At 65.0% G+C, this 26,118-nt stretch carries 23 protein-coding genes; 17 read left to right on the top strand and 6 right to left on the bottom strand.

The window, feature by feature from the left end; genetic code table 11:
• Window positions 1-63: 63 nt before the first annotated feature.
• The 6 genes from FS665_RS12705 (at window position 64) to FS665_RS12680 (ending at window position 6,316) form a co-directional block, all read left to right on the top strand.
• Window positions 64-369 carry a DUF3649 domain-containing protein gene (locus FS665_RS12705; protein ID WP_145188536.1) on the top strand — a complete coding sequence of 102 codons (306 nt, stop codon included), beginning with the start codon at window positions 64-66 and terminating at the stop codon, window positions 367-369.
• A complete protein-coding gene (locus FS665_RS12700; RefSeq protein ID WP_145188533.1) occupies window positions 366-1,943 on the top strand; it encodes a PepSY domain-containing protein in 1,578 nt (525 codons plus the stop codon). Before FS665_RS12705 ends, FS665_RS12700 begins: the two co-directional genes overlap by 4 nt.
• Window positions 1,943-2,278, top strand: coding sequence for a DUF3325 domain-containing protein (locus FS665_RS12695; protein ID WP_145188738.1), 336 nt, complete (start codon window positions 1,943-1,945; stop codon window positions 2,276-2,278). The genes FS665_RS12700 and FS665_RS12695 overlap by 1 nt, the downstream gene beginning before the upstream one ends.
• A 55-nt stretch (window positions 2,279-2,333) precedes the next feature.
• Window positions 2,334-2,831, top strand: coding sequence for an RNA polymerase sigma factor (locus FS665_RS12690; RefSeq protein WP_145188735.1), 498 nt, complete (start codon window positions 2,334-2,336; stop codon window positions 2,829-2,831).
• Entirely contained in the window at window positions 2,831-3,811 is a 981-nt protein-coding gene (locus FS665_RS12685) for a FecR family protein (protein WP_145188531.1), read from the top strand. Before FS665_RS12690 ends, FS665_RS12685 begins: the two co-directional genes overlap by 1 nt.
• Window positions 3,812-3,925: 114 nt before the next feature.
• Entirely contained in the window at window positions 3,926-6,316 is a 2,391-nt protein-coding gene (locus tag FS665_RS12680; RefSeq protein ID WP_145188529.1) for a TonB-dependent siderophore receptor, read from the top strand.
• 54 nt (window positions 6,317-6,370) lie between these two features.
• Here the strand turns inward: FS665_RS12680 and FS665_RS12675 are convergent, their stop codons facing one another.
• Window positions 6,371-7,246: an AraC family transcriptional regulator gene (locus FS665_RS12675; protein ID WP_145188527.1), complete on the bottom strand. Its 876-nt coding sequence runs from the start codon at window positions 7,244-7,246 to the stop codon at window positions 6,371-6,373.
• A gap of 183 nt (window positions 7,247-7,429) precedes the next feature.
• Here FS665_RS12675 and FS665_RS12670 point away from each other — a divergent pair, with 183 nt between their 5' ends.
• The 3 genes from FS665_RS12670 to FS665_RS12660 all read left to right on the top strand — a co-directional run bounded on the left by FS665_RS12670 (window position 7,430) and on the right by FS665_RS12660 (window position 10,908).
• A complete protein-coding gene (locus tag FS665_RS12670; RefSeq protein WP_145188525.1) occupies window positions 7,430-8,347 on the top strand; it encodes a DMT family transporter in 918 nt (305 codons plus the stop codon).
• Between the two features lie 70 nt (window positions 8,348-8,417).
• Window positions 8,418-9,938 (top strand): glucosyltransferase domain-containing protein, encoded by a 1,521-nt coding sequence (locus FS665_RS12665; protein ID WP_145188523.1) that lies wholly within the window; start codon window positions 8,418-8,420, stop codon window positions 9,936-9,938.
• A gap of 31 nt (window positions 9,939-9,969) precedes the next feature.
• Entirely contained in the window at window positions 9,970-10,908 is a 939-nt protein-coding gene (locus FS665_RS12660) for a glycosyltransferase family 2 protein (protein WP_145188521.1), read from the top strand.
• A 37-nt stretch (window positions 10,909-10,945) separates the two neighbouring features.
• Here the strand turns inward: FS665_RS12660 and FS665_RS12655 are convergent, their stop codons facing one another.
• On the bottom strand, window positions 10,946-11,920 hold the full coding sequence (locus FS665_RS12655; RefSeq protein ID WP_145188519.1) for a D-glycerate dehydrogenase: 975 nt from the start codon (window positions 11,918-11,920) through the stop codon (window positions 10,946-10,948).
• A 441-nt stretch (window positions 11,921-12,361) separates the two neighbouring features.
• On the bottom strand, window positions 12,362-13,306 hold the full coding sequence (locus tag FS665_RS12650) for a LysR family transcriptional regulator (protein ID WP_145188517.1): 945 nt from the start codon (window positions 13,304-13,306) through the stop codon (window positions 12,362-12,364).
• A gap of 179 nt (window positions 13,307-13,485) precedes the next feature.
• Between FS665_RS12650 and FS665_RS12645 the strand changes: the two genes are divergently transcribed.
• Genes FS665_RS12645 through FS665_RS12630 form a run of 4 tightly spaced genes read left to right on the top strand, consistent with a single transcriptional unit; the run spans window position 13,486 to window position 18,265 of the window.
• On the top strand, window positions 13,486-15,015 hold the full coding sequence (locus FS665_RS12645) for an efflux transporter outer membrane subunit (protein WP_145188515.1): 1,530 nt from the start codon (window positions 13,486-13,488) through the stop codon (window positions 15,013-15,015).
• On the top strand, window positions 15,012-17,189 hold the full coding sequence (locus FS665_RS12640) for an FUSC family protein (protein WP_145188513.1): 2,178 nt from the start codon (window positions 15,012-15,014) through the stop codon (window positions 17,187-17,189). Before FS665_RS12645 ends, FS665_RS12640 begins: the two co-directional genes overlap by 4 nt.
• Before the next feature lie 4 nt (window positions 17,190-17,193).
• Window positions 17,194-17,394 carry a DUF1656 domain-containing protein gene (locus FS665_RS12635; protein WP_145188732.1) on the top strand — a complete coding sequence of 67 codons (201 nt, stop codon included), beginning with the start codon at window positions 17,194-17,196 and terminating at the stop codon, window positions 17,392-17,394.
• 10 nt (window positions 17,395-17,404) lie between these two features.
• Window positions 17,405-18,265, top strand: coding sequence for an HlyD family secretion protein (locus FS665_RS12630; RefSeq protein ID WP_145188512.1), 861 nt, complete (start codon window positions 17,405-17,407; stop codon window positions 18,263-18,265).
• A 22-nt stretch (window positions 18,266-18,287) separates the two neighbouring features.
• On the opposite strand, the gene FS665_RS12625 is transcribed toward FS665_RS12630, so the two are convergent.
• The gene (locus FS665_RS12625) at window positions 18,288-18,737 is read right to left on the bottom strand and encodes a universal stress protein (protein WP_145188511.1); all 450 of its coding nucleotides are present in this window, start codon (window positions 18,735-18,737) and stop codon (window positions 18,288-18,290) included.
• Between the two features lie 166 nt (window positions 18,738-18,903).
• Here FS665_RS12625 and FS665_RS12620 point away from each other — a divergent pair, with 166 nt between their 5' ends.
• The 4 genes from FS665_RS12620 (at window position 18,904) to FS665_RS12605 (ending at window position 24,057) form a co-directional block, all read left to right on the top strand.
• Window positions 18,904-19,812, top strand: a complete 909-nt coding sequence (locus FS665_RS12620) for a LysR family transcriptional regulator (protein WP_145188510.1) — start codon at window positions 18,904-18,906, stop codon at window positions 19,810-19,812.
• Window positions 19,813-19,960: 148 nt separating this feature from the next.
• Window positions 19,961-21,502: an MFS transporter gene (locus tag FS665_RS12615; protein WP_145188509.1), complete on the top strand. Its 1,542-nt coding sequence runs from the start codon at window positions 19,961-19,963 to the stop codon at window positions 21,500-21,502.
• A 27-nt stretch (window positions 21,503-21,529) separates the two neighbouring features.
• Window positions 21,530-22,591, top strand: coding sequence for an HlyD family secretion protein (locus tag FS665_RS12610; RefSeq protein ID WP_145188508.1), 1,062 nt, complete (start codon window positions 21,530-21,532; stop codon window positions 22,589-22,591).
• Entirely contained in the window at window positions 22,588-24,057 is a 1,470-nt protein-coding gene (locus FS665_RS12605) for an efflux transporter outer membrane subunit (RefSeq protein WP_145188507.1), read from the top strand. Before FS665_RS12610 ends, FS665_RS12605 begins: the two co-directional genes overlap by 4 nt.
• On the opposite strand, the gene FS665_RS12600 is transcribed toward FS665_RS12605, so the two are convergent.
• The gene (locus tag FS665_RS12600) at window positions 24,054-24,866 is read right to left on the bottom strand and encodes an SDR family oxidoreductase (protein WP_145188506.1); all 813 of its coding nucleotides are present in this window, start codon (window positions 24,864-24,866) and stop codon (window positions 24,054-24,056) included. The genes FS665_RS12605 and FS665_RS12600 overlap by 4 nt on opposite strands.
• A gap of 41 nt (window positions 24,867-24,907) precedes the next feature.
• Window positions 24,908-25,372 carry a multidrug transporter gene (locus tag FS665_RS12595; RefSeq protein ID WP_145188503.1) on the bottom strand — a complete coding sequence of 155 codons (465 nt, stop codon included), beginning with the start codon at window positions 25,370-25,372 and terminating at the stop codon, window positions 24,908-24,910.
• Window positions 25,373-26,118: the final 746 nt, after the last annotated feature.

Raw genomic sequence — 26,118 nt, 5'->3', positions numbered from 1 at the left:
GAAGATTTTGCTTATGAGAATTCAAATCATTATTATTGCAGCCCCATTTTCCGGATTCCCGTCATGAAGCGCAGTGCCGGCAGCCTTCCCCTCAGCTATCGCCTGGCCGTGGTGTCTCGCAGTCTTGCCGCCGCGCTGGGCGGCTACCTGCTGGCATCGCTGGCCAGCGTGTGCCTCGCGTTGCTGTTGCCGCTGGCGCAGGTCGATGCCACCTTGACCGGGCTGATGGCCTCCTTCGTGGTCTACCTGCTGGCCTTCCTCTGGTGCTTCGCCTGTCGCAATGCCGTGCAGGCCTGGCTGGGCGTGCTGTTGCCCAGCGCGGCGCTGGCGCTCCTGGGCGGCATCACCTACTGGATGAATCAGCCATGAAGGAAGGTTTCCGCCAGAGCATGGCGTGGCTGCACACCTGGACCGGCCTGCTGTTCGGCTGGTTGCTATTCGCCATCTTTCTCACCGGTACGCTGTCGTATTTCAAGGAAGAGGTCAGTCACTGGGCCAAACCCGAAGTGCGCCGCCATGCGCTCGACCCGGTGGCCAGCCTGGGCCTGGCGCAGCAGTACCTGCAACGCCACGCCGCGCATTCGTCCAGCTGGATGATCCGCTTGCCGAGCGAGCGCGAGGCGGCCTTGGGCGTCGGCTGGCGCGACCCGGCAGCAGGCGGGCGGCGCGGCTTCGTGCGCAAGAGCCTGGACGCCCAGAGCGGCCAGCCGGTCGAGGCTCGCGAGAGCCGCGGCGGCGATTTCTTCTACCGCTTCCATTTCGAGTTGCAGATGCCGTACCCCTGGGGCCGCTGGTTGTCCACAGGCTGCGCCTTCATCATGCTGCTCGGGCTGATCACCGGGATCATCACCCACAAGAAGATCTTCAAGGAGTTCTTCACCTTCCGCCCAGGCAAGGGCCAGCGTTCATGGCTCGATGGCCACAATGCCATTGGTGTCCTGGTGCTGCCGTTTCATCTGATGATCAGCTACAGCAGCTTGGTGCTGTTCATGTACCTGGTGATGCCGGCCGGCATCCTGGCCAGTTACGCCGGCAATACCGACGGCTACTTCAACGACCTGTTCGGTCGCGACGAGGCTCCCCAGGTGGCCAATGTCGCGGCGCCACTGGTGCCGCTGGCGAGCCTGTACGCCAAGGTTCAGGAGCAGGTGCCGGGGGCGCGCATGGGCTTCATTCAGGTGCACAACGCCGGCGATCGCAATGCCCGCGTCATCTTCACCCAGGCATCAGCCGACAATGTCGCCTACAAGCGCAGTGCCAACTGGACATTCGACGGCGCCACCGGCGAGCTGCTCAAGCAAGGCGCGCCGGAAACCGCTGCCATGCTCACCTCGTTCAGTTTCGCCGGGCTGCACATGGGCAATTTCGCCGGCCCTTGGCTGCGTTGGCTGTATTTCGTCTTCGGCCTGGCCGGCACCGCAGTGATCGGCACGGGCCTGGTGATGTGGCTGGGCAAGCGCCAGCTCAAGCATGCCAAGCAGGCCCGTCAGCCGGGTGAGTTGCGCCTGGTCGAGGTGCTCAATATCGCCAGCATGAGCGGCCTGCTCCTCGCTGTGGCCGGGTTCTTCTGGGCCAACCGCCTGCTGCCGACGGCGCTGCCCGGCCGCGCCGACTGGGAGGTCAACGTGTTTTTCCTGGCCTGGCTGGGCACGCTGCTGCACGCCGCGCTGCGCCCAGGGCGTCGGGCCTGGGCTGAGCAGCTGACCCTGGGCGCATTGCTCTTCACTTTGCTGCCGCTGCTCAACGGCTTGACCACCGGGCAGGGCTTGAATGCCTCGCTTGCGGCCGGCGATTGGGTCATGGCCGGCTTCGACCTCACCGCACTGGGTGCTGGGTTGTTCCTGGCTTGGGCTGCGGGCAAGATGCTGCGCCCCCCGCAGCCCCTGGCCAAGCGCGCGGCCAAGCCGCGCGAGAACGCTGCTGACCTGCTCGAGGTGCAATGATGCTGGGCGTCGCGCTGACCGCTTTCGCCGGTTTTGCCGGGCTCTGCCTGGCAATGGACAAACACTTTCAGCAAGTGCTCGAGCGCAAGCCCGGCGCTGGCCAACTGCGCGCTTTGCGCATCGGCGGCTGGCTGCTGCTGCTGCTCTCGCTGGTGCTTGCCGTGCACGGACGCGGCTGGGCCCATGGCCTGGTGGAATGGTTGGCGGTGATGATGGCAGGGGTGACGCTGTGGGTGTTCGGCTTGCCCTATCAGCCACGCTTGCTGCTGGGCCTGGCCGCGGTCAGCCTTGTCTGTGGCCCGCTGCTGGCGGTGTTAGCCGTGTTGGCCGGGTGACGCGGTGAGCGAGCTGGAAAGCGACGGCACCCGTGCGCGCTTCGTCCAGGTGTTCATGGCCCAACGCGCCCGCATGGAAGCGCTGGTCAGCCGCCGCGTGGGCTGTCGTGCGACCGCCTCCGACTTGGTCCAGGAGTTGTTTCTGCGCTTCTGGCGCCGCCCCGAGGTCAAGGTCGAAGCGCTCGACACCTACCTGCTGCGCTGCGCCGGCAATCTGGCCATCGACCATCTGCGCAGCCAGGGCAGCCGCGAGCGGCTCGCCGAAACGGCGCAGGGCTGGGATCAGGAGGCGCTGGCCCAGGCCCCTGAGCATGCCCTTGAGGTCGAGCACGACCTGCAACGCATCGAAGCGGCGTTACGTGCCTTGCCTGAGCGGACCCAACAGATCTTCCTGCTCAACCGCATTCATGGCTGCACCTATGCTGACATCGCCAAAGCCATGCAAGTGTCCCAGAGCGCTGTGGAAAAGCATATGATGCGCGCCCTTGAAGCGTGCAAGGCGAGTGTCGCCGAGCCCGCGTCCTCCATCCGCCGGCCTGGGAGCCCCCGTTGATGAGCCCGTGCGACTCGGTGAGCGCCGCGCAGTCCGCAGCCGCCTTGCAGTGGCTGAGCCGGATCATGCAGACCCCTGCGCTGGCCCACAGCGCCGCGTTCAAGCGCTGGCTGCTCGAACACCCGCTGCACCGCGAAGCCTACGCCGAGGCCCAATTGCTGTGGCAGCTCAGCGAAGCGCCGGCAGCGCGCCTGGCCGCTGAGCAGCATGACGATCTACAGCGCTACCTGCGCGCCATGGCCGAACCGCCACGGCGCCAGCGTCGGTGGCGAGTGGGCGTCGGCTTGGCCGCTGCTTGCCTGGTGCTGGCGGTGGGCGTCATCGGTGGCTGGCAGCCCGGCTACTGGTGGCAGGATCTACACGCGGACTTCACCAGTGGCGGGGCGATCCGCCAAGTGACCTTGGCCGACCGATCCCAGGTGACGCTCGATGCCGGCAGCGCCATCGCCGTCGACTTCCAGCACGGCGAGCGGCGCGTGCGCCTGCTGCGCGGCGCCGGCTATTTCGAGGTCAGCCACACCGGTCAGCCGTTCGTGGTGCAGGCGGCAGGCGGGGAGGTGCGTGTGCTGGGCACCCAATTCGAGGTCCGCGAACAGCGCCAGGCCGTGCAGGTCACCGTGCGCAGCGGCCGCGTCGCGGTCAGTGCCAGCCCCGATGACGCCGCCCGCGAGCTGACGGCCAATCAACAGCTGGTCTATGCAAGCGGTCATGCCGGCGAGCGGCGGCGGGTCGACAGCGATACCCGCCTGGCCTGGCGCCAGGGCTGGCTGAGCTATGACCAGGCGCCGTTGACGCAGGTGATCGAGGATCTGCGCCGTTATTATCCGGGCCGTATCGTCCTGCTCGATGATGCCTTGGGCCAGCGCAAGGTGAGCGGCAGTTTTCCGCTGACCGAACCGTTGCTGGCCCTGGATTCGCTGGGCAAGGTGCTGGGTTTCACGCGCCAGACCGTGCTCGGGCGCTTGACCATCGTTCGCTAGCGCAGCACCTGAAAATAAATCGGCCAGCCGCGTGAGGTAACAGCTCGCGGCATCCGTGTAATGAGTGGAAGTGCGATTCATTCGCAGTCATATCCCTCTCACAGGTCAGCGTCCATGAAGTTCATCTCGCGTTGCGTTCCCCTCATGCTTGGTCTCTCGGCAGGCTCGGCCATTGCCGCCGCCCCTGGCCTGATGGCCGCCGAGCGCCTGCAATTGCACCACTTCGCGCAACCGAGCCAGCCTTTGGCGCAAGCGCTGGGAGCATTCAGCCGCGCGACCGGGCAAAGCGTGTTGTACACCCTCGAGCTGCCAGGCGTGCAGGCCCCGGCGCTCGAGGGCATGTTCAGCGCCGAGCAAGCCCTGCAGCAACTGCTCGGCAATAGCGGGCTGAGCTGGCGCCGCGTCGATGCCCGGACCTTGACCCTGGAGCCTGCCGCGACTGCGGGGGCGCTGAACCTGCAGGCCACCACCGTCACCTCGCAGCTGGACGATTACAGCTACCAGCCGCCGGCCAGCGCATCCATCATGCGTGGCCAAGGCCCAGTGCAGGACATCGCGCAAGCGGTGAACATCGTGCCCGCGCAGGTCATTCGCGACCAGGCACCGCGTAACCTCGACGACGCCCTGGCCAATGTCAGCGGCATTACCCAGGGCAATAATTTCGGCGGCACTTCCGATACCGTGATGAAGCGCGGTTTCGGCGATAACCGCGATGGTTCGATCATGCGCGACGGCATGCCCGTGGTGCAGGGCCGCAGCCTCAACGCCAGCACCGAGCGGGTTGAGGTGCTCAAGGGGCCGGCGTCGCTGCTGTATGGCATCCAGGACCCAGGCGGGGTGATCAACGTGGTCAGCAAACGCCCGCAACTGCAGGCGTACAACGCCCTGACCCTGCGCGGCTCGAGCTACGGCAGCGGCAAGAATGGCAGCGGCGGCGGGTTGGACAGCACCGGCGCGTTGGGCGACAGCGACTTCGCCTACCGCCTGATTGCCGACCACCAGGATGAAGATTACTGGCGCAATTACGGCGTGCGCCGCGAGTCGTTGCTGGCGCCATCGTTGGCTTGGCTGGGCGAGGACACGCAGGTGGTGCTGGCTTATGAGCATCGCGAATTCCTTTACCCGTTCGACCGTGGCACAGCATTCGGCAACGACGGCCACCCGCTGAACATCCCAGCGAGTCGGCGCCTGGACGAGCCGTTCAACGACATGCAGGGGCGTTCCGACCTGTATCGCCTGGAAGTCGACCACCAACTGGCCGATGACTGGAAACTGCACTTCGGTTACAGCTTCAACCGCGAAACCTATGACGCCAGCCAGGTGCGCATCACCGCGATCAACGCGGCCAGGGGCACCTTGACCCGCAGCATCGACGGTACCCACAACGCCATGAGCCGCGATCAGTTCGCGACCTTGAGTGTCAATGGCACGCTCGAACTGGCCGGGCTGCAGAATGATGTGCTGTTCGGCCTCGATCACGAGGACCGCAAGGTCTTTCGCGGCGACCTGATCCGTCAGAACGCGCGCTCCACCTTCAGTTACCTGGACCCGGTCTACGGCCGGGAAGTGGAGGGCAGCACGGTGCGCGCCAGTGACAGCGATCAGACCGACAAGCTGCGCACCGATGCCTTGTTCGTGCAGGACGCCCTGCACCTGGACGAGCATTGGATCGTGGTGGCGGGTGCGCGCTATCAGCAATTCGACCAGTACGCCGGCCGCGGTCGACCGTTCAAGGCCAATACCGATAGCAGTGGCCAGACCTGGGTGCCGCATGCCGGCGTGGTCTACAAGGTCGACGAGCGACTGTCGTTCTACGGCAGCTACAGCGAATCGTTCAAGCCCAACTCCAGCATCGCGCCGCTGACCGGCGGCCTGGTGCTCGATGGCACGGTGGCTCCCGAAGAAGGCAAGTCGTGGGAGCTGGGCGCCAAGCTGGACATGCCCGGCAGCCTTACCGGGACGTTGGCACTGTTCGATATCACCAAGCAGAACGTGCTGGTGGCCAATTTCGACAGTGCGACCGGCGAGACCCTTTACAGCAATGCTGGCGAAGTCAATTCACGGGGCCTGGAACTCGACGTGACCGGCCAGCTCAGCGAGCGCTGGAGCCTGATCGGTGCCTACGCCTACACCGATGCCAAGGTCACCAAGGATCCGGCCCTGGAGGGCAATCGTCTGCAGAATGTGGCGCGCCACGGCGCCTCGTTGTCGGCGGTGTACGATTTCGGCAGTGTCTTCGGTGGCGACCGGCTGCGCCTTGGTGCCGGCGCGCGGTACGTCGGCGAGCGGCCGGGCAATGCGACCAATACCTTCGACTTGCCCAGCTACACCGTGGCCGATGCCTTTGCCACGTACGAAACCAAGCTCGACGAGCACAAGGTGCGCTTGCAGCTCAATGTGAAGAACCTGTTCGATCGGGTCTACTACAGCTCGGCAGTCAATCAGTACTTCGTCGCCCTCGGCGATGCCCGGCAGGTGAGCCTGTCGAGTACGTTCGAGTTCTGAGTGCAAGAAATACGTTGGCGAACTACCTATAAGGCAAGCGCGGCTGACCCCGCCTTAGCCGCTGACCGCCGCACGATACTGCCCAGGCGTCGCCCCCAGCGCCTGGCGGAAACGGTTGCTGAAATGGCTGGCACTGGCGAAGCCGCACATCAGCGCTACCTCGCCCAGCGGCAGGGCGCCCAGGCGCAGCAATTGGCAGGCCCGGTGCAACCGGCGCGCCAGCAGGTACTGGTGCGGCGGCACCCCGAAGCTGGTGCGGAACATGCGGGCGAAATGGTACTCCGACAGATTGCAGCGCAGCGCCAGTTCGCCCAGGGTGATCGGTTGATCCAGGTGCGCCTCGAGGTACTCGGCCAGCTGCCGGCGCGCACTGGGCGCCAGTCCGCCCTTGAGGCGCAGGCCGTGACGCTGGCCGACCTGGCTTAGCAGCGCATGATCGACGATCTCGTGGGCCAGGCTGCTGGCCAGCAGACGCTCGGCGGGCTCGGCCCAGTTCAGGCCCACCAGCTGGCGGAAACGCACCGATTGCTGCGGGTCATCGAGAAACGTCGCTTCGCGCAATTGCAGCTCGCGCGGCTCGCGGTCGAGCAGACGCACGCAGCCCAGGGCGAACTGGGTTTCGCTGATGTACAGGTGGGCCAGGCGAATCGCGCCATTGACGATCCAGTTCGACTCAAGCCCGGCAGGCATGATGCATAGCTTGTTCGGCGCGCCTTTATCGGCCGGGCGCTGACGGCGAAAGGTGCCGGTGCCATCGGCGATGTAGCACGACAAGGTGTGGTGGCTTGGCGCCAGGTAATCGCGGGCGTCGTCGCGGTTGCTCCACCGCGCGGCGGCCATGCCATCGCCCAGTTGCGCGCTGAGCTCCAGGCGGGCGTTGGGCGATGCGTGCATGGCATTGAACACTTGCAACTGGGTAAATGGCGTCATGGGCGTTTCCTCTGCCGCTCATCCTACTGCGCCTGCGCGTCGCTGGCAGCCTGTCTGCCGGCAAATGCGCAAGTTTGTGCAAGCCGCGTCAGTGGCGTTGGCAGAACACTGAAAGCCCCCGCTGGCTTGTGGCTTGGCCGCGCATGCTTGGGGGGCCCTTCAGTAAAGGCTCAAGGAATCGCCATGAACCTGTCTTTGTATCTGCTCACCGTGTTGATCTGGGGCACCACCTGGATCGCCCTGAAATTGCAACTGGGGGTGGTCGCCATCCCGGTATCGATCGTCTATCGCTTTGCGCTGGCGGGCCTGATCCTGTTCGCCATCCTCCTGCTCAGCCGTCGCCTGCAGCCGATGGGCAGGCGCGGGCATCTGATCTGCCTGGCGCAGGGCGCGTGCCTGTTCTGCATCAATTTCATGTGCTTTCTCTCCGCCAGCCAGTGGATCGCCAGTGGCCTGATCGCCGTGGTGTTCTCCACGGCCACCTTGTGGAATGCCCTGAATGCGCGGGTGTTCTTTGGCCAGAAGATCGCCGGCAATGTGCTGGGCGGCGGCGCATTGGGTCTGATCGGCCTGGGGCTGCTGTTCTGGCCGGAGCTCGCGCACCACAGCGCCAGCCCTGAAACCCTGTACGGGCTGGGCCTGGCGTTGCTGGGTACGCTGTGCTTTTCGGCGGGCAACATGCTGTCGAGCATGCAGCAGAAAGCCGGGCTCAAGCCCATGACCACCAACGCCTGGGGCATGGCCTACGGCGCTGCGATGTTGGCGCTGTACTGCCTGCTCAGCGGCATCCCGTTCACCCTGGAATGGAACGGCCGCTACATCGGTTCGCTGCTCTACCTGGTCATTCCGGGGTCGGTGATCGGCTTCACCGCGTACCTGACGTTGGTCGGCCGCATGGGGCCGGAACGTGCTGCCTATTGCACGGTACTGTTTCCGTTGGTGGCGCTGAACGTCTCGGCCTACGCCGAGGGCTACCAATGGACGGCCCCGGCGCTGCTTGGGCTGGTGGCGGTGATGGCAGGGAATGTACTGGTGTTTCGCAAGCCCCGGGCTCGGCCCGAAGTGCCATTAGCATGCGCGCCGCAGCCACGACAACTGTGAAAAATGACAGGAGCGGCCAGCGGCAGGCTGTCTAGACTGAGCCCTGAACCTCTGTTGATCGGATGGGTAAATGGGGACAGTACCGTCATTGAGCACGCCGTTGTCACCCGTGCAGGTCAGAGGGCTCTGCGCGTTGGCAGTGGCGCTGCATGTCTTGCCGCTGATCATCGCCGACTATCCCTATATCGATGACATCTGGCGCTCTCAGAGCGCCGGGCTGGGAGATGGTGGCCGCGAATCCTGGACTGGGCACGGGCGTTTTCTGCTCGCATGGCTGTACCAATTGCTGAGTGTTTCCGGTGCAGCGCCCAACCTCTTTCCATTGCCACTGCTGCTGGGTGCCGGCGTCTGCGCAATGGCCTTGGCCAGCTTGGCCAGGCATTACCATTCGGTGCCGACCGCCTCCAGCGTGCTGGTGGTATTGCCCCTCTGGTTCAACCCCTTCTTCCTCCAGGGGCTGTCCTACCAATATGACGGTGCGGGCATGGCGTTGGCATTGGCGGCGTGCATCTGGGCCATCACGCTCACGCTCGAGCCTGTCTGGAAATGCCTTGCCGGCGCTTTGCTGGTAGCCGTCGCGGCCAGCTTCTATCAGGTGAGTGTCAATGTGTTCGCCGGTCTGTGCTGTGTCGAGGTGATGCGCCAGGTGCTTGGGCAGGCAAGCCTGCGCCAGGTCTGCCGGCATGCGCTTGGCCGGCTTGGTCAGCTGCTGGGTGGCTGCGGGCTGTACTACCTGACGGCGTTTCAGTTGATCGATGTGCCGCGCACGGCGCTGTTGCCAGTGGATGGCGCTTGGTTGCCGGCAATGCGCCAGCGATTGAGCATCATCGCCGATCATGTGCTGTCATTGCTTACACCCGGTCCTGCATGGCTGTTCATCGGCCTGCTGCTGCTGGCGTTGATTGCCCTCATGGCGGCAGTGCGCGAAGTATCGAAGCAACGCCGCTCGATGGTTGAGCGTGCGCTGCTCGCCGCCTTCTTGCTGCTGCCGCTCGCACCCATCGTGCTGCTGGTTCACGGCATGATGCTGCTGTTCGCCAGTTTCGACGACGGTGCTCGCTCGCTGCAGGGCTTTGGCGTGTTGATGGTGACGTTGATGCTGCTTGCCCATCGGCTGCTGACGAGTCTGCAAGCTCGTCTGGCTTGGCTGTTGGCCGTGCCGCTGCTGTTCATGCTGTCGTTTTCATACGCCTATGGTCGCGTGCTGGTGGTGCAAAAGACCCTGCAGCAGACGGTAGGCATGGCGCTGGCCCAGCGCATTCAGAGTCAACCCGCGCTGTACGATGCACAACGGCTGTTCATGCTCGATAGCGGCAGCAGCGGCCAATGGCTCGCCGGGGCTCATGGCTCGTTCGAGGCCATGCCTGCGCTGCGGTATGTGCTTAACGTCAACTTTCTGCTGCTTCCGGAAATGATGCCTCGCTTCGGCGTCAGCAACTTCGGCTCGCACCCTGCGCTGGATCGCGAACAGGTCTTGGCGCAAAGCCCTGCGCCTTTGGTAGACGACATGTATTACGCCATCCACAAGGTCGGTGGCACGGTCTACGTGCTCATGAAAGCGCCGAAGGCGCCGGAGGCTTACCGATGGTGAGCGCGCCGCTTGGTTTCATCCTGGAGACGCCATGAACATCACCTTGGTCGTGCCGATCTACAACGAGCAGGATACCCTGCGGCCCTTCTACGACGCGGTGCGCAACGAGCCGAGCTTGCGCGGCATCAATGTGGAGATCCTGTTCGTCAATGACGGCAGCACGGATGCCAGCGAAGAAATCTGCGCCGAATTGGCGGCGGTGGACGAATGGGTCACGGTGGTCGATTTCTCACGCAACTTCGGCAAGGAGTCAGCATTGTTCGCAGGCCTGGAACACGCCGATGGCGATGCCGTGGTGCCGATCGACGTCGACTTGCAAGACCCCATCGGCTTGATCGCGCAGATGATCGAGCTGTGGCAGCAGGGCGCCGACGTGGTCCTGGCCAAACGCCGGACCCGCGCTGCCGATACGCCGTTCAAGCGTTGGAGCGCGCGCTTCTATTACCGCTTGCACAACCGCATCGCCTCGACCCGGATCGAGGAAAACGTCGGCGATTTCCGCCTGCTGGACCGTAAGGTGGTGGCCGCCATCCGCCAGTTGCCCGAGCAGCAACTGTTCATGAAAGGGGTGTTGTCGTGGGTCGGCTTTCGCACGGCGATCGTCGAATATGACCGCCCCGATCGTACCGCCGGACACAGCAAGTTCAGTTTCTGGCGTCTGTGGAACCTGGCGCTGGACGGCATCACCTCGTTCAGCACCGTACCGCTGCGCCTGTGGAGCTATGTCGGCGGCTGTGTGTCGTTGTTCGCTTTCGCCTTCGCCGTCTACATGCTGGTCGACAAGGTGCTGTACGGCAGCGACGTGCCTGGGTATCCGTCATTGATGACTGCGGTGCTGTTTCTCGGTGGGGTGCAGTTGATCGGTATCGGCATCCTGGGCGAGTACATCGGGCGCATTTACCAGGAAACCAAGCACCGACCTCGCTATGTGGTGCGCAGGGTCATCGGCAGGCGGCGGCAGGCTCGCTGACAGGCGAAGCGTGCCAACCGCGTGCGACTGACGCTGCTCAGCCTTTCCACACCTGCGGGTTGACCAGGTCCTGTGGCCGCTCGCCGAGCAGGGCTGCGCGCAAGTTGGTCATCGCCCGGTCGGCCATGGCTTCGCGGGTTTCAGCAGTCGCCGATCCGATGTGCGGCAAGGTCAGGGCGTTGGGCAGCTGGAACAGCGCGGATGCGCTCAGCGGCTCTTTCTCGTACACGTCGAGCCCTGCGCCGCGAAGGGTGCCAGCCTGCAGCGCCTCGATCAGCGCCGCCTCGTCCACCACCGGGCCGCGGGAGATGTTGATCAGAAACGCACTGGGTTTCATCAGCTTCAGTTCACGGGCGCCGATCAGCTTGCGCGTGGCATCGGACAGCGGCACCACCAGGCAAACGAAGTCGGATTCGGCCAGCAACTGCTCGAGGCTGCGGTACTGCGCGCCAAGTTCCTGTTCCAGTGCGGCCTTGCGGCTGTTGCCGCTGTACAGGATCGCCATGTTGAAGCCGAAGCGCCCACGGCGCGCCACGGCGGCGCCGATGTTGCCCAGGCCGACGATGCCCAGGGTCTTGCCATGCACGTCGCTGCCGAAGTGCGAAGGCGCGACGGTTGCCTGCCAGTTACCGGCCTTGGTCCAGGCGTCGAGCTCGGCGGTGCGCCGGGCGCAGCCCATGATCAACGAGAAGCCAAGGTCGGCGGTGCTTTCGGTCAGTACGTCGGGGGTGTTGGTCAGGGCGATGCCGCGTTCGTTGAAGTAATCGAGGTCGTAGTTGTCGTAGCCCACGGATACGCTGGACACCACTTCAAGCTTGCCGGCCCCTTCCAGCTGCGCCCGGCCCAGCTTGCGTCCGGCGCCAATCAGACCATGCGCCTCAGGCAGCGCTTCGTTGAACTGCGCGCCAATGTCGCCCTGCTTGGCGTTGGGCACGATCACATGAAAATCTTGCTGCAAACGCTCAGCCATGGCGGGGCTGATACGGCTGAACGCCAGAACGGTCTTCTTCATCAACCAACTCCTTTTCAAAGCTACAAGCTACAAGTTTCTAGCGGTAAGAAAAAGCCGGCGGGCGTTGAGGCCAGTTGCTTGCCTTGAGAGCTTCGTTGCCGGTGCGATCGAACGCCGCCCGCGCGGCGCATCGCGAGCTGCGCTCGCTCCTACGCGATATCGAGCCGAACACACGTAGGAGCGAGCACAGCTCGCGATACGCCGCGTCGGCGGCGCGCGATCTCATAGGCGCTGCCGCTGCTCAGTATCGCGAGCTGCGCTCGCTCCTACGCGATATCGAGCCGAAGCACACGTAGGAGCGAGCACAGCTCGCGATACGCCGCGTCGGCGGCGCGCGATCTCATAGGCGCTACCGCTGCCCAGTATCGCGAGCTGCGCTCGCTCCTACGCGATATCGAACCGAAGCACACGTAGGAGCGAGCACAGCTCGCGATGCGCTGTTCAGTGCCCGAGGAGTTCGTGGGTTTTCAGGTCGGCTTCGTGGGCGGCGAGGATTTCCGGCAGGGAGTTGCGCAGGTACTCCACCCAGGTCTTGATCTTGGCATCCAGGTACTGGCGCGAAGGGTAGATCGCGTACAGGTTCAACTCCTGCAGCCGGTACTCAGGCAGTACTCTGACCAGGCTGCCGTCGCGCAAGCCATCGATCACCGAATAGATCGGCAGCACGCCCAGGCCCATGCCGCTGCGGATCGCCGTCTTCATGGCATCGGCCGAGTTCACCTGAAACGGCGAACTGCTGATGTTCACCAACTCCTGGCCTTCCGGGCCGTCGAACAGCCACTTTTCCAACGGAATCACCGGGCTCACCATGCGTAGACACGCATGCTTGAGCAAGTCCACCGGCTTGTGCGCGAAACCGTGCCTCGCCACATAGTCGGGCGAGGCACAGACAATGCTGTAGGTGATGCCCAGGCGCTGCGAAACGAAGCCCGAATCCGGCAGCTCGGTGGCCAGCACGATCGACACGTCGTACCCCTCATCGAGCAGGTCCGGCACGCGGTTGGCCATGGTCAGGTCGAAGGTCACGTCCGGGTGCGATTCACGGTAGCGGGCGATGGCGTCCACCACGAAATGCTGGCCCACCCCGGTCATCGAGTGCACCTTCAACTGCCCGGCCGGGCGCGCGTGGGCATCGCTGGCCTCGGCTTCGGCTTCTTCGACATAGGTGAGAATCTGCTCGCACCGCATCAGGTAGCGTTTGCCCGCCTCGGTCAAGGCGATACGGCGGGTGGTGCGGTTGAGCAGGCGGGTTTGCAGATGCGCTTCCAGGTTGGAGACCGCCCGCGAGACGTTCGCGGTGGTGGTGTCCAGCTGCACCGCGGCAGCGGTGAAACTGCCCAGTTGCGCGACGCAACTGAAAGCACGCATGTTTTGCAGGGTGTCCATGGGTCACTCTCAAGGTAGAGGACAAAATTGTGTCACGAAGCAACGCAAAAGTGCGTTCGACCAAAGCCGGATTATCGCTGTTTCGGTAACAAAGATTCGCAGGAATACCCGCTTATCGCCAGTGCAGCAGCCCCCTAGAATTGCTCGGCCTCCACCTCTTGCCCCGGGAAATCGCCGCTGTGCCGCGTCGCATCATCAGAGCGCTTCGAGCGTTCAGTGCCTGTGCCTTCAGTTTGACCTTGAGCGGCTGTATCGGAACCTGGGGTATCGCCCCGCACAGCGAAACCCTGCAAGCCAACACCCTGGGCACTGACGCCGCGATCGCTCAGGCGCTCAGCGATGCCCATTGGCCCGAGCAACAGTGGTGGCGCGCCTACCACGATCCCCAGCTCGAGCGCTGGATCGCGCTGGCGGTGGCCGGTAGCCCCAGCTTGGCCATGGCCGCTGCGCGGGTGCGCCAGGCCAAGGCCATGGCCGGGGTGGTCGAGTCCGCCGAGCATGTGCAAGGCAACGGTGAGGCCACCCTCAAGCGCCACAACTGGCCGGAGGATCAGTTCTACGGCCCTGGCGCGTTGTCGGGGGCCAATACCTGGGACAACAACGCCAGCATTGGCCTGAGCTATGCGCTGGACCTCTGGGGGCGTGAGCGCAATGCCAGCGAGCAGGCCCTGGACCAAGCGCACGTGAGCGTCGCCGAGGCACGCCAGGCGCAGCTCGAATTGCACAACAACGTGGTGCGCGCCTACATCCAGCTGAGCCTGCATTTTGCCCAGCGCGACATCGTCGAACAGCAGTTGCATCAGCAGGAGCAGATCCTGGCCCTGGCCAGACGCCGTCTGGATGCAGGCATCGGCACGCATTTCGAGGTCAGCCAGGCCGAGGCTACGCTGCCTGAAACTCACCGCCAGCTCGACAGCCTCGATGAGGCCATTGCCCTGACCCGCAATCAGCTGGCAGCCCTGGCTGGCAGGGGGCCAGGGGAGGGCGCCCAGCTGCAGCGGCCGAGCCTGACCTTGGCAGCGCCGCTGGCGCTACCGTCGAACCTGCCGGCAGAGCTGATCGGTCAGCGCCCCGATGTGGTCGCCAGCCGTTGGCAGGTTGCGGCCCAGGCCCGCGGTATCGATGTCGCCCACGCCGGCTTCTTTCCCAATGTCGACCTGGTCGGCGGCCTGGGCTTCATGGCCACCGGCGGTGGCCCGTTGGCGTTTCTCAGCGGGCGCAAATTCAATTACAGCGTCGGCCCTGCCATCAGCCTGCCAATTTTCGATGGCGGTCGCCTGCGTGCACAACTGGGCGTCGCCTCAGCCGGTTACGACGTGGCAGTGGCCCATTACAACCAGACGGTGATCGCAGCGCTGCAGGGCATCTCCGATCAGCTGATCCGCCGCCAGTCACTGCAAGCACAGGCGCATTTCGCCGACGAGTCGGTAGCCGCTGCGCAAAAAACCTATGACATTGCCACGGTCGCTTTCCAGCGAGGCCTCACCGACTACCTCAACGTGCTCAACGCGCAAACCCTGTTGCTGCGCCAGCGCCAGGTGCGACAACAGGTCCAGGCGGCGCGCCTGAGTGCCCATGCCGAGTTGGTCACCGCCCTCGGCGGCGGCTTGCAGGCGGGCGCGGACGTCCCGCCGCTCGAGCGTCAGGCGGCGCCGCAAACACCGGCGACACTGGCCACGTTCAATCCGCACCCAGGCCGCGCCGAATGAGCGCAATCCCATTGGCCGTGCGCTGGTTGCAGCGCCTCGAATGGCGCCGCGGCTTCTTTGCCTGGGCGCGTACCGACGGCGTCACCTGGGTGTATATCTTCAAGGTTCTGGCAGCGGCGTTCATCACCCTGTGGCTGGCCATGCGCCTGGAACTGCCGCAGCCGCGCACGGCGATGATCACCGTGTTCATCGTCATGCAGCCGCAAAGCGGTCATGTGTTCGCCAAGAGTTTCTACCGGGTGCTCGGCACCCTGGCAGGCTCGGCGATGATGGTGGTGCTGATCGCCCTCTTTGCGCAGAACAGCGAGCTGTTTCTGCCGAGCCTGGCGCTGTGGGTCGGGCTGTGCTCGGCCGGCGCCATGCGCTACCGCACCTTTCGCGCCTACGGCTTCGTGCTCGCCGGCTACACCGCTGCGATGATCGGGCTGCCGGTGCTGCAGCATCCGGACCAGGCGTTCATGGCGGCGGTGTGGCGCGTGCTGGAAATCGCCCTGGGCATCCTGGTGTCGACCTTCGTCAGTGCTGCGATCCTGCCGCAGTCGGCCAGCGCCGCCATGCGCAACGCGCTGTATCAACGCTTCGGGGTGTTCGCCGGAGTGGTCGTCGATGCCTTGCGCGGTGACAGCGAGCGCGAGCGCTTCGAGAACAGCAACGTGCGTTTCATCGCCGAGGCCGTGGGGCTTGAGAGCCTGCGCAACGTCACCGCGTTCGAAGACCCGCACATGCGTCGACGCTCTGGCCGCCTGGTGCGCATGAACAGCGAATTCATGGCCATCACCACGCGCTTCAACGCCTTGCATCGCCTGCTCGAGCGCCTGCGCACGCGCAGCTCTGCGCCAATCCTCGACGCCATCGAGCCGGGTCTGGCGACCTTGATCGAGCTGTTGCAGCCCTATGTGGGCCGGGCGCTGACCGACGCCGATGCACTGCGCCTGACCCTGGAACTGGCGGCCTACAAGGACGGCTTGCAGGCCCAGGTACGCGGGTTGCGCGCCCACTACCTGGCCACGGCGCCCAGCGACGCCGACCTGCTGGATTTTCATACCGCGTTCGAGCTGCTCTACCGCTTCATCGACGAGATGCACGACTATGCCCAGACCCACGCCTCGCTGGCCGCGCACCGTCACCAGCGTGAGCAGTGGGACGAGCCTTATGTCGCGCAGACCAGCTGGCTGGTGTCGGCGGCGGCCGGCGTTCGCGCCGCCACGGTATTGCTGCTGCTGGGCAGCTTCTGGTTGCTCAACGATTGGCCCAGCGGTGCCATGATGACCTTGATCGCCACCGTCACCGTGGGCCTCTCGGCCGCTTCGCCGAACCCCAAGCGCATGGCGTTCCAGATGGCCTGCGGCACGGCGGTCGGCGCCTTCATCGGTTTTTTCGAAACCTTCTTCGTGTTCCCCTGGATCGACGGCTTCGCGCTGTTGTGCATGGTGCTGGCGCCGGTGTTCGTGCTCGGCGCTTTTCTCTCCTCGCGGCCGGCCTACGCGGGGTACGGGGTCGGCCTGCTGGTGTTCTTCGCCATCGGTTCGGTGCCGAACAACCTGACCCTGTATGACCCCTACAGCTTCATCAACGACTACATCGGCATGGTCGTGGGCATGTTCGTCTGCGCGGCGGCCGGGGCGATCATCCTGCCGCCCAACAGTCGCTGGCTGTGGTGCCGGCTGGAGCAAGCGCTGCGCGAGCAGGTGCTGTTCGCCATCAGCGGGCGCTTGCGCGGCGTCGGCTCGGCCTTCGAAAGCCGCACCCGTGACCTGCTGCACCAGGCCTACGGCCTGGCCGCCGGTAATCGACAGGTGCAACACCAACTGATGGGCTGGATGTTCACGGTGCTGGAGATCGGCCATGCGGTCATCGAGTTGCGCAAGGAACAGGCCAACGCGCCGGTGCACCCGGCCTACGCCGAGTCGCAGCCCTGGCGCCAGGCCATTCGCGTGATGGGCCGCGCCCTGGCGCGCTTGTTCCTGCAGCCCAGTGCTAGCAACCATGAACGTGCCCTGATCGCCGTGGACCACGCCATCGCCCGCGTGCAGGCCACCGACGAGCCGTTCGCCCGCCACTTCGACACCTCGGTGCTGCGCCGCGCGCAAAGCTACCTGCACTTCATTCGGTCTTCCCTGCTGGACCCACAATCGCCCTTGGCCACGGCCCGAGAACTGCCCGATGCTCAGTGAAATCATGCCCCGCGAAATCGCCTTTCATGGCGTGTACATGCCCGCCATGACCCTGATGTTCCTGTTCGCCCTGGGCCTGGCCTGGGGCCTGGACCGATTCATTGCCAGTCATGATGGCTACCGCTTTTTCTGGCACCCGGCGCTGCTGCGCCTGAGCCTGTTCGTCTGTCTGTTCGGCGCCCTGGCGCTGTCGCTCTACTGGTGAGAAACCTTCGATGAAAAAGTTCTTCAGCCTGCTCGCCACCTTGCTGGTGCTGGCCGCCGCCGTGGTGATCGGTCGCCAGCTGTGGCTGCACTACATGACCACGCCGTGGACCCGCGACGGTCGCGTGCGCGCCGACATCATCAACGTCGCTGCCGATGTGCCCGGCTATGTGGTGCATGTTCCGGTCAAGGACAACCAGCGGGTGAAGAAGGGCGACCTGCTGATTCAGATCGACCCGGAGCATTACCAGATGGCGGTCGATCAGGCCAAGGCCCTGGTCGCTTCGCGCAAGGCCACCTGGGAAATGCGCAAGGTCAACGCCAAGCGCCGCGCCGACATGGACAACCTGGTGATCTCCAAGGAAAACCGCGACGACGCCAGCAACATCGCCACTGCCGCCCTGGCCGACTACCAACAGGCCCAGGCGGCACTGGCGGCGGCCGAGCTCAACCTCAAGCGCACCCATATCGTCGCAACGGTGGACGGGTACGTCACCAACCTGAATGTGCACAAGGGCGATTATGCCCGTACCGGCGAGGCGGTGATGGCGGTGGTCGATGAGCGTTCGTTCTGGGTCTATGGCTTTTTCGAGGAGACCAAGCTGCCCCACGTCAGGGTCGGCGATCCGGCCGAACTGCAGATGATGAGCGGCGAACGCCTGCGCGGCCACGTTGAGAGCATCGCCCGTGGCATCTACGACCGCGACAACCCGCAGAGCCGCGAGCTGATCGCCGACGTCAACCCGACCTTCAACTGGGTGCGGCTGGCCCAGCGTGTGCCGGTGCGCATTCATATCGACGAAGTGCCCGAGGGCTTTTTGCTGGCGGCAGGCACGACCTGTACGGTGGTGGTCAAGCCGCAGGTGCCTTGAAGGCGCCGTGCTGCTGCGCGGCTCAACCAGCAGCGCCAACCAGCACCGGTATCTGGACCCGATCGATCACCTTGGCGCTGATCGACGGATCCAGCAGCCGGCCCAGTCGCGACAGGTGGCGGTGGCCAATGATGATCAGCTCGCAGTCGAGCTCGCCCGCCGTGCTCACGATGGCCGCCACCGGTGAGCTGGCGAGCATGCGACCCTCGGCATGAAAGCCTGCGTCGCGCAGGCTGTGCACGGCGTCGGACACGGCGCGCTCAGCCAACTGCTGCTCGTCGCAGGCGGCAGGGTATTCTTCGAGCTCCTGCTCGGTGTAGGTCTTGGGCCGGTCGTGAACGGCGAAGGTGGCATCGATGGCCAGCAACACGTGCAGCTGGTGTTCGTCTGGGTGGCAATAGCGGCGGGCGAGGGCGAGCAGCGCGCTGGCGGCAGGCGAGGCGTCGATGGCAATGAGTACGGGGCGAGGCATGGGCAGGTCCTTGATGGCGGCTTGCTGCAGGGCTGGCAGCGACAGCTCATTTAAGGCTCAGCGGTCGCCGCAAATAAATGCCCTGGCACGCACGAGCACATTACGTCTGGTGCAATCGGCCACCTGTTACCATCGGTTTCTCCCACAGCAGTTATGGAAAACGGCCATGCCACTCCCGGACATGAACCTGCTCGTCGCCCTTGATGCACTGCTCGACGAAGGCAGCGTCGTCGGTGCGGCGCAGCGCATGAACCTGAGCCCTGCCGCCATGAGCAGAACCTTGGGGCGGATCCGTGACGCCCTGGGTGATCCGATCCTGGTGCGCGCTGGCCGCGGCCTGGTGCCGACCCCGCGGGCGTTGGCCCTGCGTGAGCAGGTGGCGGCGTTGGTCCAGCAGGCCGGGGAGGTGTTTCGCAGTGCCGACCAGGTAGACCTGCCCAAGCTCGAACGGGCGTTCAACATCCGCACCAACGATCTGTTCATTGCCCTGTACGGTGCTCAGCTGCTGCGGCGCATGCACGAGCAGGCGCCGCGCACGGTCTTGCGTTTCGTCCCGGAAAGCCCAGGTGGCGATGATGACAGCGTGCTGCGCGAAGGGCACACCGACCTGATCATCAGCTCCACCGTCGACCTGGGGCCGGAAATCAAGGTGCAGAGCCTGTTCCAGACCTACTACGTGGGCCTGGCGCGGCGCGACCACCCGATCTTCGACCAGCCGATCACCCCGGAACGCTTCGCCAGCTTCCCGCAAATCAGCGTGTCCCGGCGCGGCCGTGCCAATGGACCGATCGATGTCGAGCTGGCCCACTTCAAGGCGCAAAGGCGGGTCGCGTTGATCACCCCGAGTTTCCATTCGGCGCTGTTTTCGCTGCCGGACTCGGACCTGATCCTGCCAATGCCGGCAAATATCCTCAGCAGCGTGGGCAAGCTTGGCCTGCCGTTGCGCGCGTTCGACATTCCGCTGCCGTTGGAGCGGGTGAACGTTTTGCAAGCCTGGCACCCGCGTTTTCACAACGATCCCGCGCACCGCTGGTTGCGCCAGGCGTTGAAGAGCTGCTGCAGTGTCGATCCCTGAAGACGTTGACAGTACCTCGTCAGGGAACACGCAGCGGTAGTCGATTGCGCCTGGCGCAATTGAAAGCTGCCGATAAGTCAGTTTTCGTCAGCATTCGACCTTCTTAAACTGGCTCCAGTCACCATTATGTTGCTGGAGATGTCTGTAAATGAGTGCCCTGTCCGCGCCATCTGCCCTGAGCGCCGCTGCCCCCGCCGCGGCTGCCCCTGCGCAAGCGGCGTTCGGTCTGCGGGTGGTCGTGGGGCTGTTCGGTGTGCTGCTCGCGGTATTGTGCGCGGGGCTCAACGAGTCGGTCACCAAGATCTCCCTGAACGATATTCGCGGCGCCATGGGCATTGGGGCCGATGAAGGCGCCTGGCTGCTGGCGGCCTATAGCGCCGCGTCGGTTTCGGCCATGGCCTTCGCCCCGTGGTTGGCCACCACCTTTTCCCTGCGTCGCTTCACCCTCAGTGCCATCGGCCTGTTTGCCGTGCTGGGCCTGCTGCAACCGTTCGCCCCCAACCTGCATGGCTTGATGACGCTGCGCGTGCTGCAGGGCTTTGCCTCCGGAGCCTTGCCGCCGATGCTGATGAGCGTAGCCCTGCGCTTTCTGCCGCCAGGCATCAAGGTGTACGGCCTGGCCTGCTATGCCCTGACGGCCACCTTCGGCCCCAACCTCGGCACCCCGCTGGCAGGTCTGTGGACCGAATACGTCGGCTGGCAGTGGGCCTTCTGGCAAATCATCCTGCCCTCGGCCTTGGCCATGTGCTGCGTCGCCTGGGGCCTGCCCCAGGATCCGCTGCGTCTGGAGCGTTTCAGGCAGTTCGATTGGCGCGGCGTAGTGCTGGGCCTGCCGGCCATCAGCTGCGTCGTGCTTGGGTTGTCGCTGGGCGATCGCTGGGGGTGGTTCGACTCGCCTTTGATCTGCTGGTTGCTTGGTGGCGGTGTCTTGCTCCTGGTGCTGTTCCTGTTCAACGAGTGGTCCGAACCGCTGCCGTTCTTCCAGCTGCGCATGCTGCAGCGGCGCAACCTCGCGTTTGCCCTGGTGACCTTGGCCGGGGTGCTGATCGTGCTGTCCGGGGTGGGCAGCATCCCCTCGGCATACCTGGCGCAGATTCAGGGCTACCGGCCGGCGCAGACCAGCCCGCTGATGCTGTTGGTGGCCATGCCGCAATTGCTCGCCTTGCCGCTGACCGCTGCGCTGTGCAACATCCGCGCGGTCGACTGCCGCTGGGTGCTGGCCTGCGGGCTGGGCATGCTCGCGCTGTCGTGCGTGGGCAGCAGCCTGCTGACCAGCCAGTGGATACGCGGCGATTTCTATCCGTTCTACCTGTTGCAGGTGTTCGGTCAGCCGATGGCGGTGCTGCCGCTGCTGATGCTCTCGACCAACGGCATGACGCCGCAGGAAGGCCCGTTCGCTTCTGCCTGGTTCAACACCGTCAAAGGCCTGGCTGCGGTGGTTGCCTCAGGGCTGCTCGATGCGCTCGGTACCGTGCGCCGGCATTTTCATTCCAACCACCTGGTCGACAGCCTGGGCAGCGCCACGCTGATCGACGACACCACGGCAGGCCTGGCCAAGCGCCTGCACGAGCAGGCCTTGGTATTGACCTCAGCGGACCTGTACCTGGTCATGGCCTGCGTGGCCGCCGCCTTGATTTGCCTGATTCCCTTCGTACCTACCCGGGTCTACCCACCGCGCGCGGTGGCCTGACCTGTGCAAGCATTCGAGACACTGAACATGACGCAAAACCGTAAAACCCTGGTCATCGGCTCGGTCCTCGCCGTGGCCGTGCTGGCCGCCCTCGTCGGGCCCTGGCTGTTGGGCAGTGACCAGCAGCAAAGTACCAACGATGCCTATGTAAGCGCCGACTTCACGGTAGTGGCGCCGAAGGTCGCGGGCTTCATCAAAGAGGTGCTGGTCGAAGACAACCAGCAGGTGCAGGCCGGGCAGTTGCTGGCGACCATCGACGCGCGCGACTATCAGGCAGCGCTGGATGCCGCCCAGGCGCAATTGCTGGTGGCCAAGGCGCAGAGCGCCGATGCCCGTGCCACTCTGGAGCGCCAGGCCGCGTTGATCGCCCAGGCCGAAGCGCAGGTCAAGGCCGCCCAGGCCGAAGCTGCGTTCGCCGATCATGAGGTCAATCGCTACAGCCGCCTGGCGGCGCAGGGCGCAGGCACCGTGCAGAACGCCCAGCAGGCGCGCAGCGCGGTCGACCAGGCGCGTGCACGTCTGGCCAATGCCCAAGCGGCACAGGTAGCGGCGCGCAAGCAGGTGGATATCCTCACTGCCCAGGTGGCCAGTGCCGACGGCCAGCTCAAGCGCGCCGAAGCGGGCCTGGAGAAGGCCCAGCTGGATGTCTCCTACACCCGCATTACCGCACCGGTCGATGGCATGGTCGGTGAGCGGGCCCTGCGCGTCGGCGCCTATGTCAATCCCGGCGCGCGTCTGCTTTCGGTCGTACCGCTGCAGCAGGCCTACGTGGTCGGCAACTTCCAGGAGACCCAGCTGACCCACGTGCAGCCGGGGCAGCCGGTGCGCATCAGTGTCGATACCTTTGCCGGCGAGACCCTCACCGGGCATGTCGAGAGTATCGCCCCGGCCACCGGCGTAACCTTCGCCGCGGTGAAGCCTGACAACGCCACCGGCAACTTCACCAAGGTGGTGCAGCGTATTCCGGTGAAGATCGTCTTCGACGCCGGCCAACCTCTGCTCGAGCGCTTGCGTGTCGGCATGTCGGTGGAGGCGACCATCGATACCGCAGCCCCTACGCTGTCGAACAAACAGGTGACTGCCCGATGAAGCCTGCCCTGCGCTTGAGCCCTTTGCTGCTGGCTGCGCTGCTGGCCGGCTGCACGCTAGGCCCTGATTTCCAGCGCCCCGACAGCCAGGCTCCGCAACGCTGGGCGCCGCTGCAAGGCGAAGCTGCGAGCAGCCAGCCACTGGCACAAACGCTGCAATTGCGCTGGTGGGAGACGTTCCATGACAGGCAGCTGAGCGCCTTGATCCAGCGGGTGGCCGAGAACAACCTGGACCTGCAGATGGCGAGCGCGCGCCTGTTGCAAAGCCGCGCACTGCGCAGCTCGGTTGCGGCCGAGCAAGCCCCGGCGGTTGACGCCGATTTGGGTTACAGCCGGGCGCGCAACAGCGCCGAAGGCTTGAACGATCCTTCCGGACAGGCCGGCAAATCGGCGTTCAACCTCTGGCAGGGTGATCTGGTTGCCGGTTGGGAGCTCGACCTGTGGGGCCGTGTCCGTCGCCAGGTCGAGGCCGCCGATGCCTCGGTGCAGGTCGCCGAGAATGACCGGCGTGGCGTGCTGTTGGCATTGTTGGCCGAAACCGCCGGGGACTACATCCAGCTGCGCGCGGTGCAGCACACCCTGGCCGTCACCCAAGACAACCTGAAGGTTGCCGAACACAGTTTGACGCTTTCCCAAGACCGCCAGGCAGAAGGGGTCGCAACCCGCCTCGACGTGGCGCAGGCCAGTGCCCAGGTGGCTTCGATCGAAGCTCGCCTGCCGACCTTGGAGGCCAGGCGCGATGATCTGATCAACGCGCTCAGCCTGCTGGCCGCCGAGCCGCCGCGCAGCTTGCAGAGCGAACTGTTACAGGGCGGCGAGTTGCCAGCGCCGCAGCAGCGTTTCGCCATCGGCCTGCCGTCAGAGCTGGCCGCGCGCCGCCCGGACATCCGTCAGGCCGAGGCCCGCCTGCACGCGGCCACCGCCAGCATCGGGGTGGCCAAGGCCGATTTCTACCCGAGTATTAGACTGTCAGGGAGTGTCGGCTTCCAGGCCATGCAGCTGGCGGACTTTGGCGCCTGGGACTCGCGCCGCTTCGCGTTTGGGCCGCAGCTGTCGCTGCCGATCTTCGAAGGCGGAAGGCTCAAGGGCACCTTGGCCCTGCGCGAGGCGCAGCAGCAGGAAGCAGCGCTCAACTACCGCAAGGTGGTGCTTGGCGCCTGGCACGAGATCGACGACGTGCTGCGCCTGTACAACGCCAGCCAATTGCGCCGTGACCACCTTGCCGAAGCGGTGCGGCAGAACCGCATCGCCCTGGAGACTGCCCAGCGCCAGTATGTCGAAGGCGCGGTGGACTTTCTCAATGTGCTGACCGTGCAGGGCGCGCTGCTCGCCAGCCAAGAGCAGTGGATCGACAGCTCGGCTGCGGTGTCCCAGGCGCTGGTCGGCCTGTACAAGGCCCTGGGCGGTGGTTGGCAAGCCTTCGATGAAGCGCCGCACAACCCTAGCGGCCAGGGCCACGGCGCTTAAAGCGGTCGCAACAAGCCGAAGCGTTTGCGTAAGGCCCAGTTCAGTACACGCCGTGGCAGCAGCCGGGCCATCAGCGGCAGCGCGGTGCTGCCGTTACCCAATCGCACCAGTGCCGGCACCGGCGTCTTGCCCACGGCTTGCAGTACGCCCTGGGCAAATACCGCAGCTGGCGTGGGTCGGTTTTGCGAGGCACGCGCACGGGCCTGCACCTGCTCACGCAAGGGCCACCACGGCGAGTCCGCCGCCAGCACCTGCTCGGCCTGGCGCTGGGCATTGCTGGCGAACTGCGAGGCAATGGCCCCGGGCTGCACCTCCATCACGCGGATGCCGAAGGGCGCGAGCTCCAGGCGCAGCGCATCGCTCAAGGCGTGTACCGCCGCCTTGGAGGCGCAATAGGCGCCGGCGAATGGGGTGACCAGCACGCCGGAGACGCTGCCGATGTTGACCACCAGCCCGCGCCCACGGCGCAGCGGTGCGAACAGGGCGCGGGTCACCCCGACCACGGCGAACACGTTGGTTTCGAATTGCTGACGCATGGCCTCGACACCGCCATCGAGCAGCGGCCCCATGGCGCCATAGCCGGCGTTGTTGATCAGGATGTCGAGGCTTTGCAGCTCATCGGCAAGATGGGCCAGGGCTGCGCCGTCGTTGACATCCAGTTGCCGCGCAGTGAAGCCAGCGCCGGCCAGGCGCTCGACATCCTCTGCCTTGCGGGCGGTGGCCCAAACTTGATAGCCGGCATCACGAAAGGCGTCGGCCAGGGCGCGGCCGATGCCGCTGGAACAACCTGTGATCAGGACGGTGGGCATGGATGAGCCTGTTAGTGAGCGTAGAGAGAGCCGATGATAGATCAGTTGGCGAAGCTACCTTGCAGGTGTTCGGCACGAAATTCCAGCGTCTGCGGGCGATACCCGGAGCGCAGCGGGGGCAGGGGCAGGCAGTCGCTCCATTCACTGCCCGGCTGTAGGTCGCCGGGGCCGCGATAGCGCGGTGCGTTGTAGGTATTCTCGGCGAGGTTGACGCTGTCGCCGGGCGCATAGGCTGCAATGCGCCAACGCAGTTCGGTCAGCGGAACCTGATTGCCGTTCTTCATTTGCACCTGCAGCGCGCGATCGGCAGGGCACTGCTCGGGTGCATAACGCAGGCGCAGGTCAAGGCGCGCCAGCTGCGAGGCTTCGCGCGTGTCCTGCCAGGCGACGAACAGCGCCACCAGCCCAAGCCCGAGCACTGCCGCCAGGGATATCGGCAACGCCTTGCCCGGGTAGCGCAAGAGCAACACCAGCCAAGTCAGGATGAGAAGCGCGCCTACGATCAATCCAACCTCCCCTTGATCCGCGAGTTTCGAGGTGCACGCTGCAAGACTAAAGCAAAAGCGGGGCGGGCGTGAACCTACAATCGCGGGTCTACTTCGGCTTGATGCCAGTCAGGCGGCAGGTGTTTGTCTTGAGACAATGGGTGGCTGTGCGATCGAGCGCCGCCTGCGGCGCATCGCGAGCTGCGCTCGCTCCTACGAGTGTTTCCCCGCGGGATTGAAACAACCCGTAGGAGCGAGCGTAGCTCGCGATGCGCCGCACAGGCGGCGCTCGATCGCCTAGGCGCTGCAACTAGCCAGACCTGGCAGCTCGCCTTACTGCGCGATGGTCTTGACGGAAACGCCGCGCTCAAGACTATTGGAGGTGTGGCCATAGACGTCCTCGAAGCGCTCGATGCTTTGGCGCCTGTGCGATCGAGCGCCGCCCGCGGCGCATCGCGAGCTGCGCTCGCTCCTACGAATGTTTCCCCACAGGATTGATGGGCCAGAAACAATCCGTAGGAGCGAGCGTAGCTCGCGATGCGCCGCACAGGCGGCGCTCGATCGCCTAGGCGCTGCAAATCCCCAGACCTTGCAGGCTCGCCTTACTGCGCGATGGTCTTGACGGAAACGCCCCGCTCAAGGCTATTGGAGGTGTGGCCATAGACGTCCCGAAGCGCTCGATGCTTTGGCGCCTGTGCGATCGAGCGCCGCCCGCGGCGCATCGCGAGCTGCGCTCGCTCCTACGAATGTTTCCCCACAGGATTGAA

Origin of the sequence: Pseudomonas sp. URMO17WK12:I11, assembly GCF_007677725.1 — a bacterium.
GTDB lineage: Bacteria > Pseudomonadota > Gammaproteobacteria > Pseudomonadales > Pseudomonadaceae > Aquipseudomonas.
This window is presented reverse-complemented; position numbering and strand designations above follow the sequence as displayed.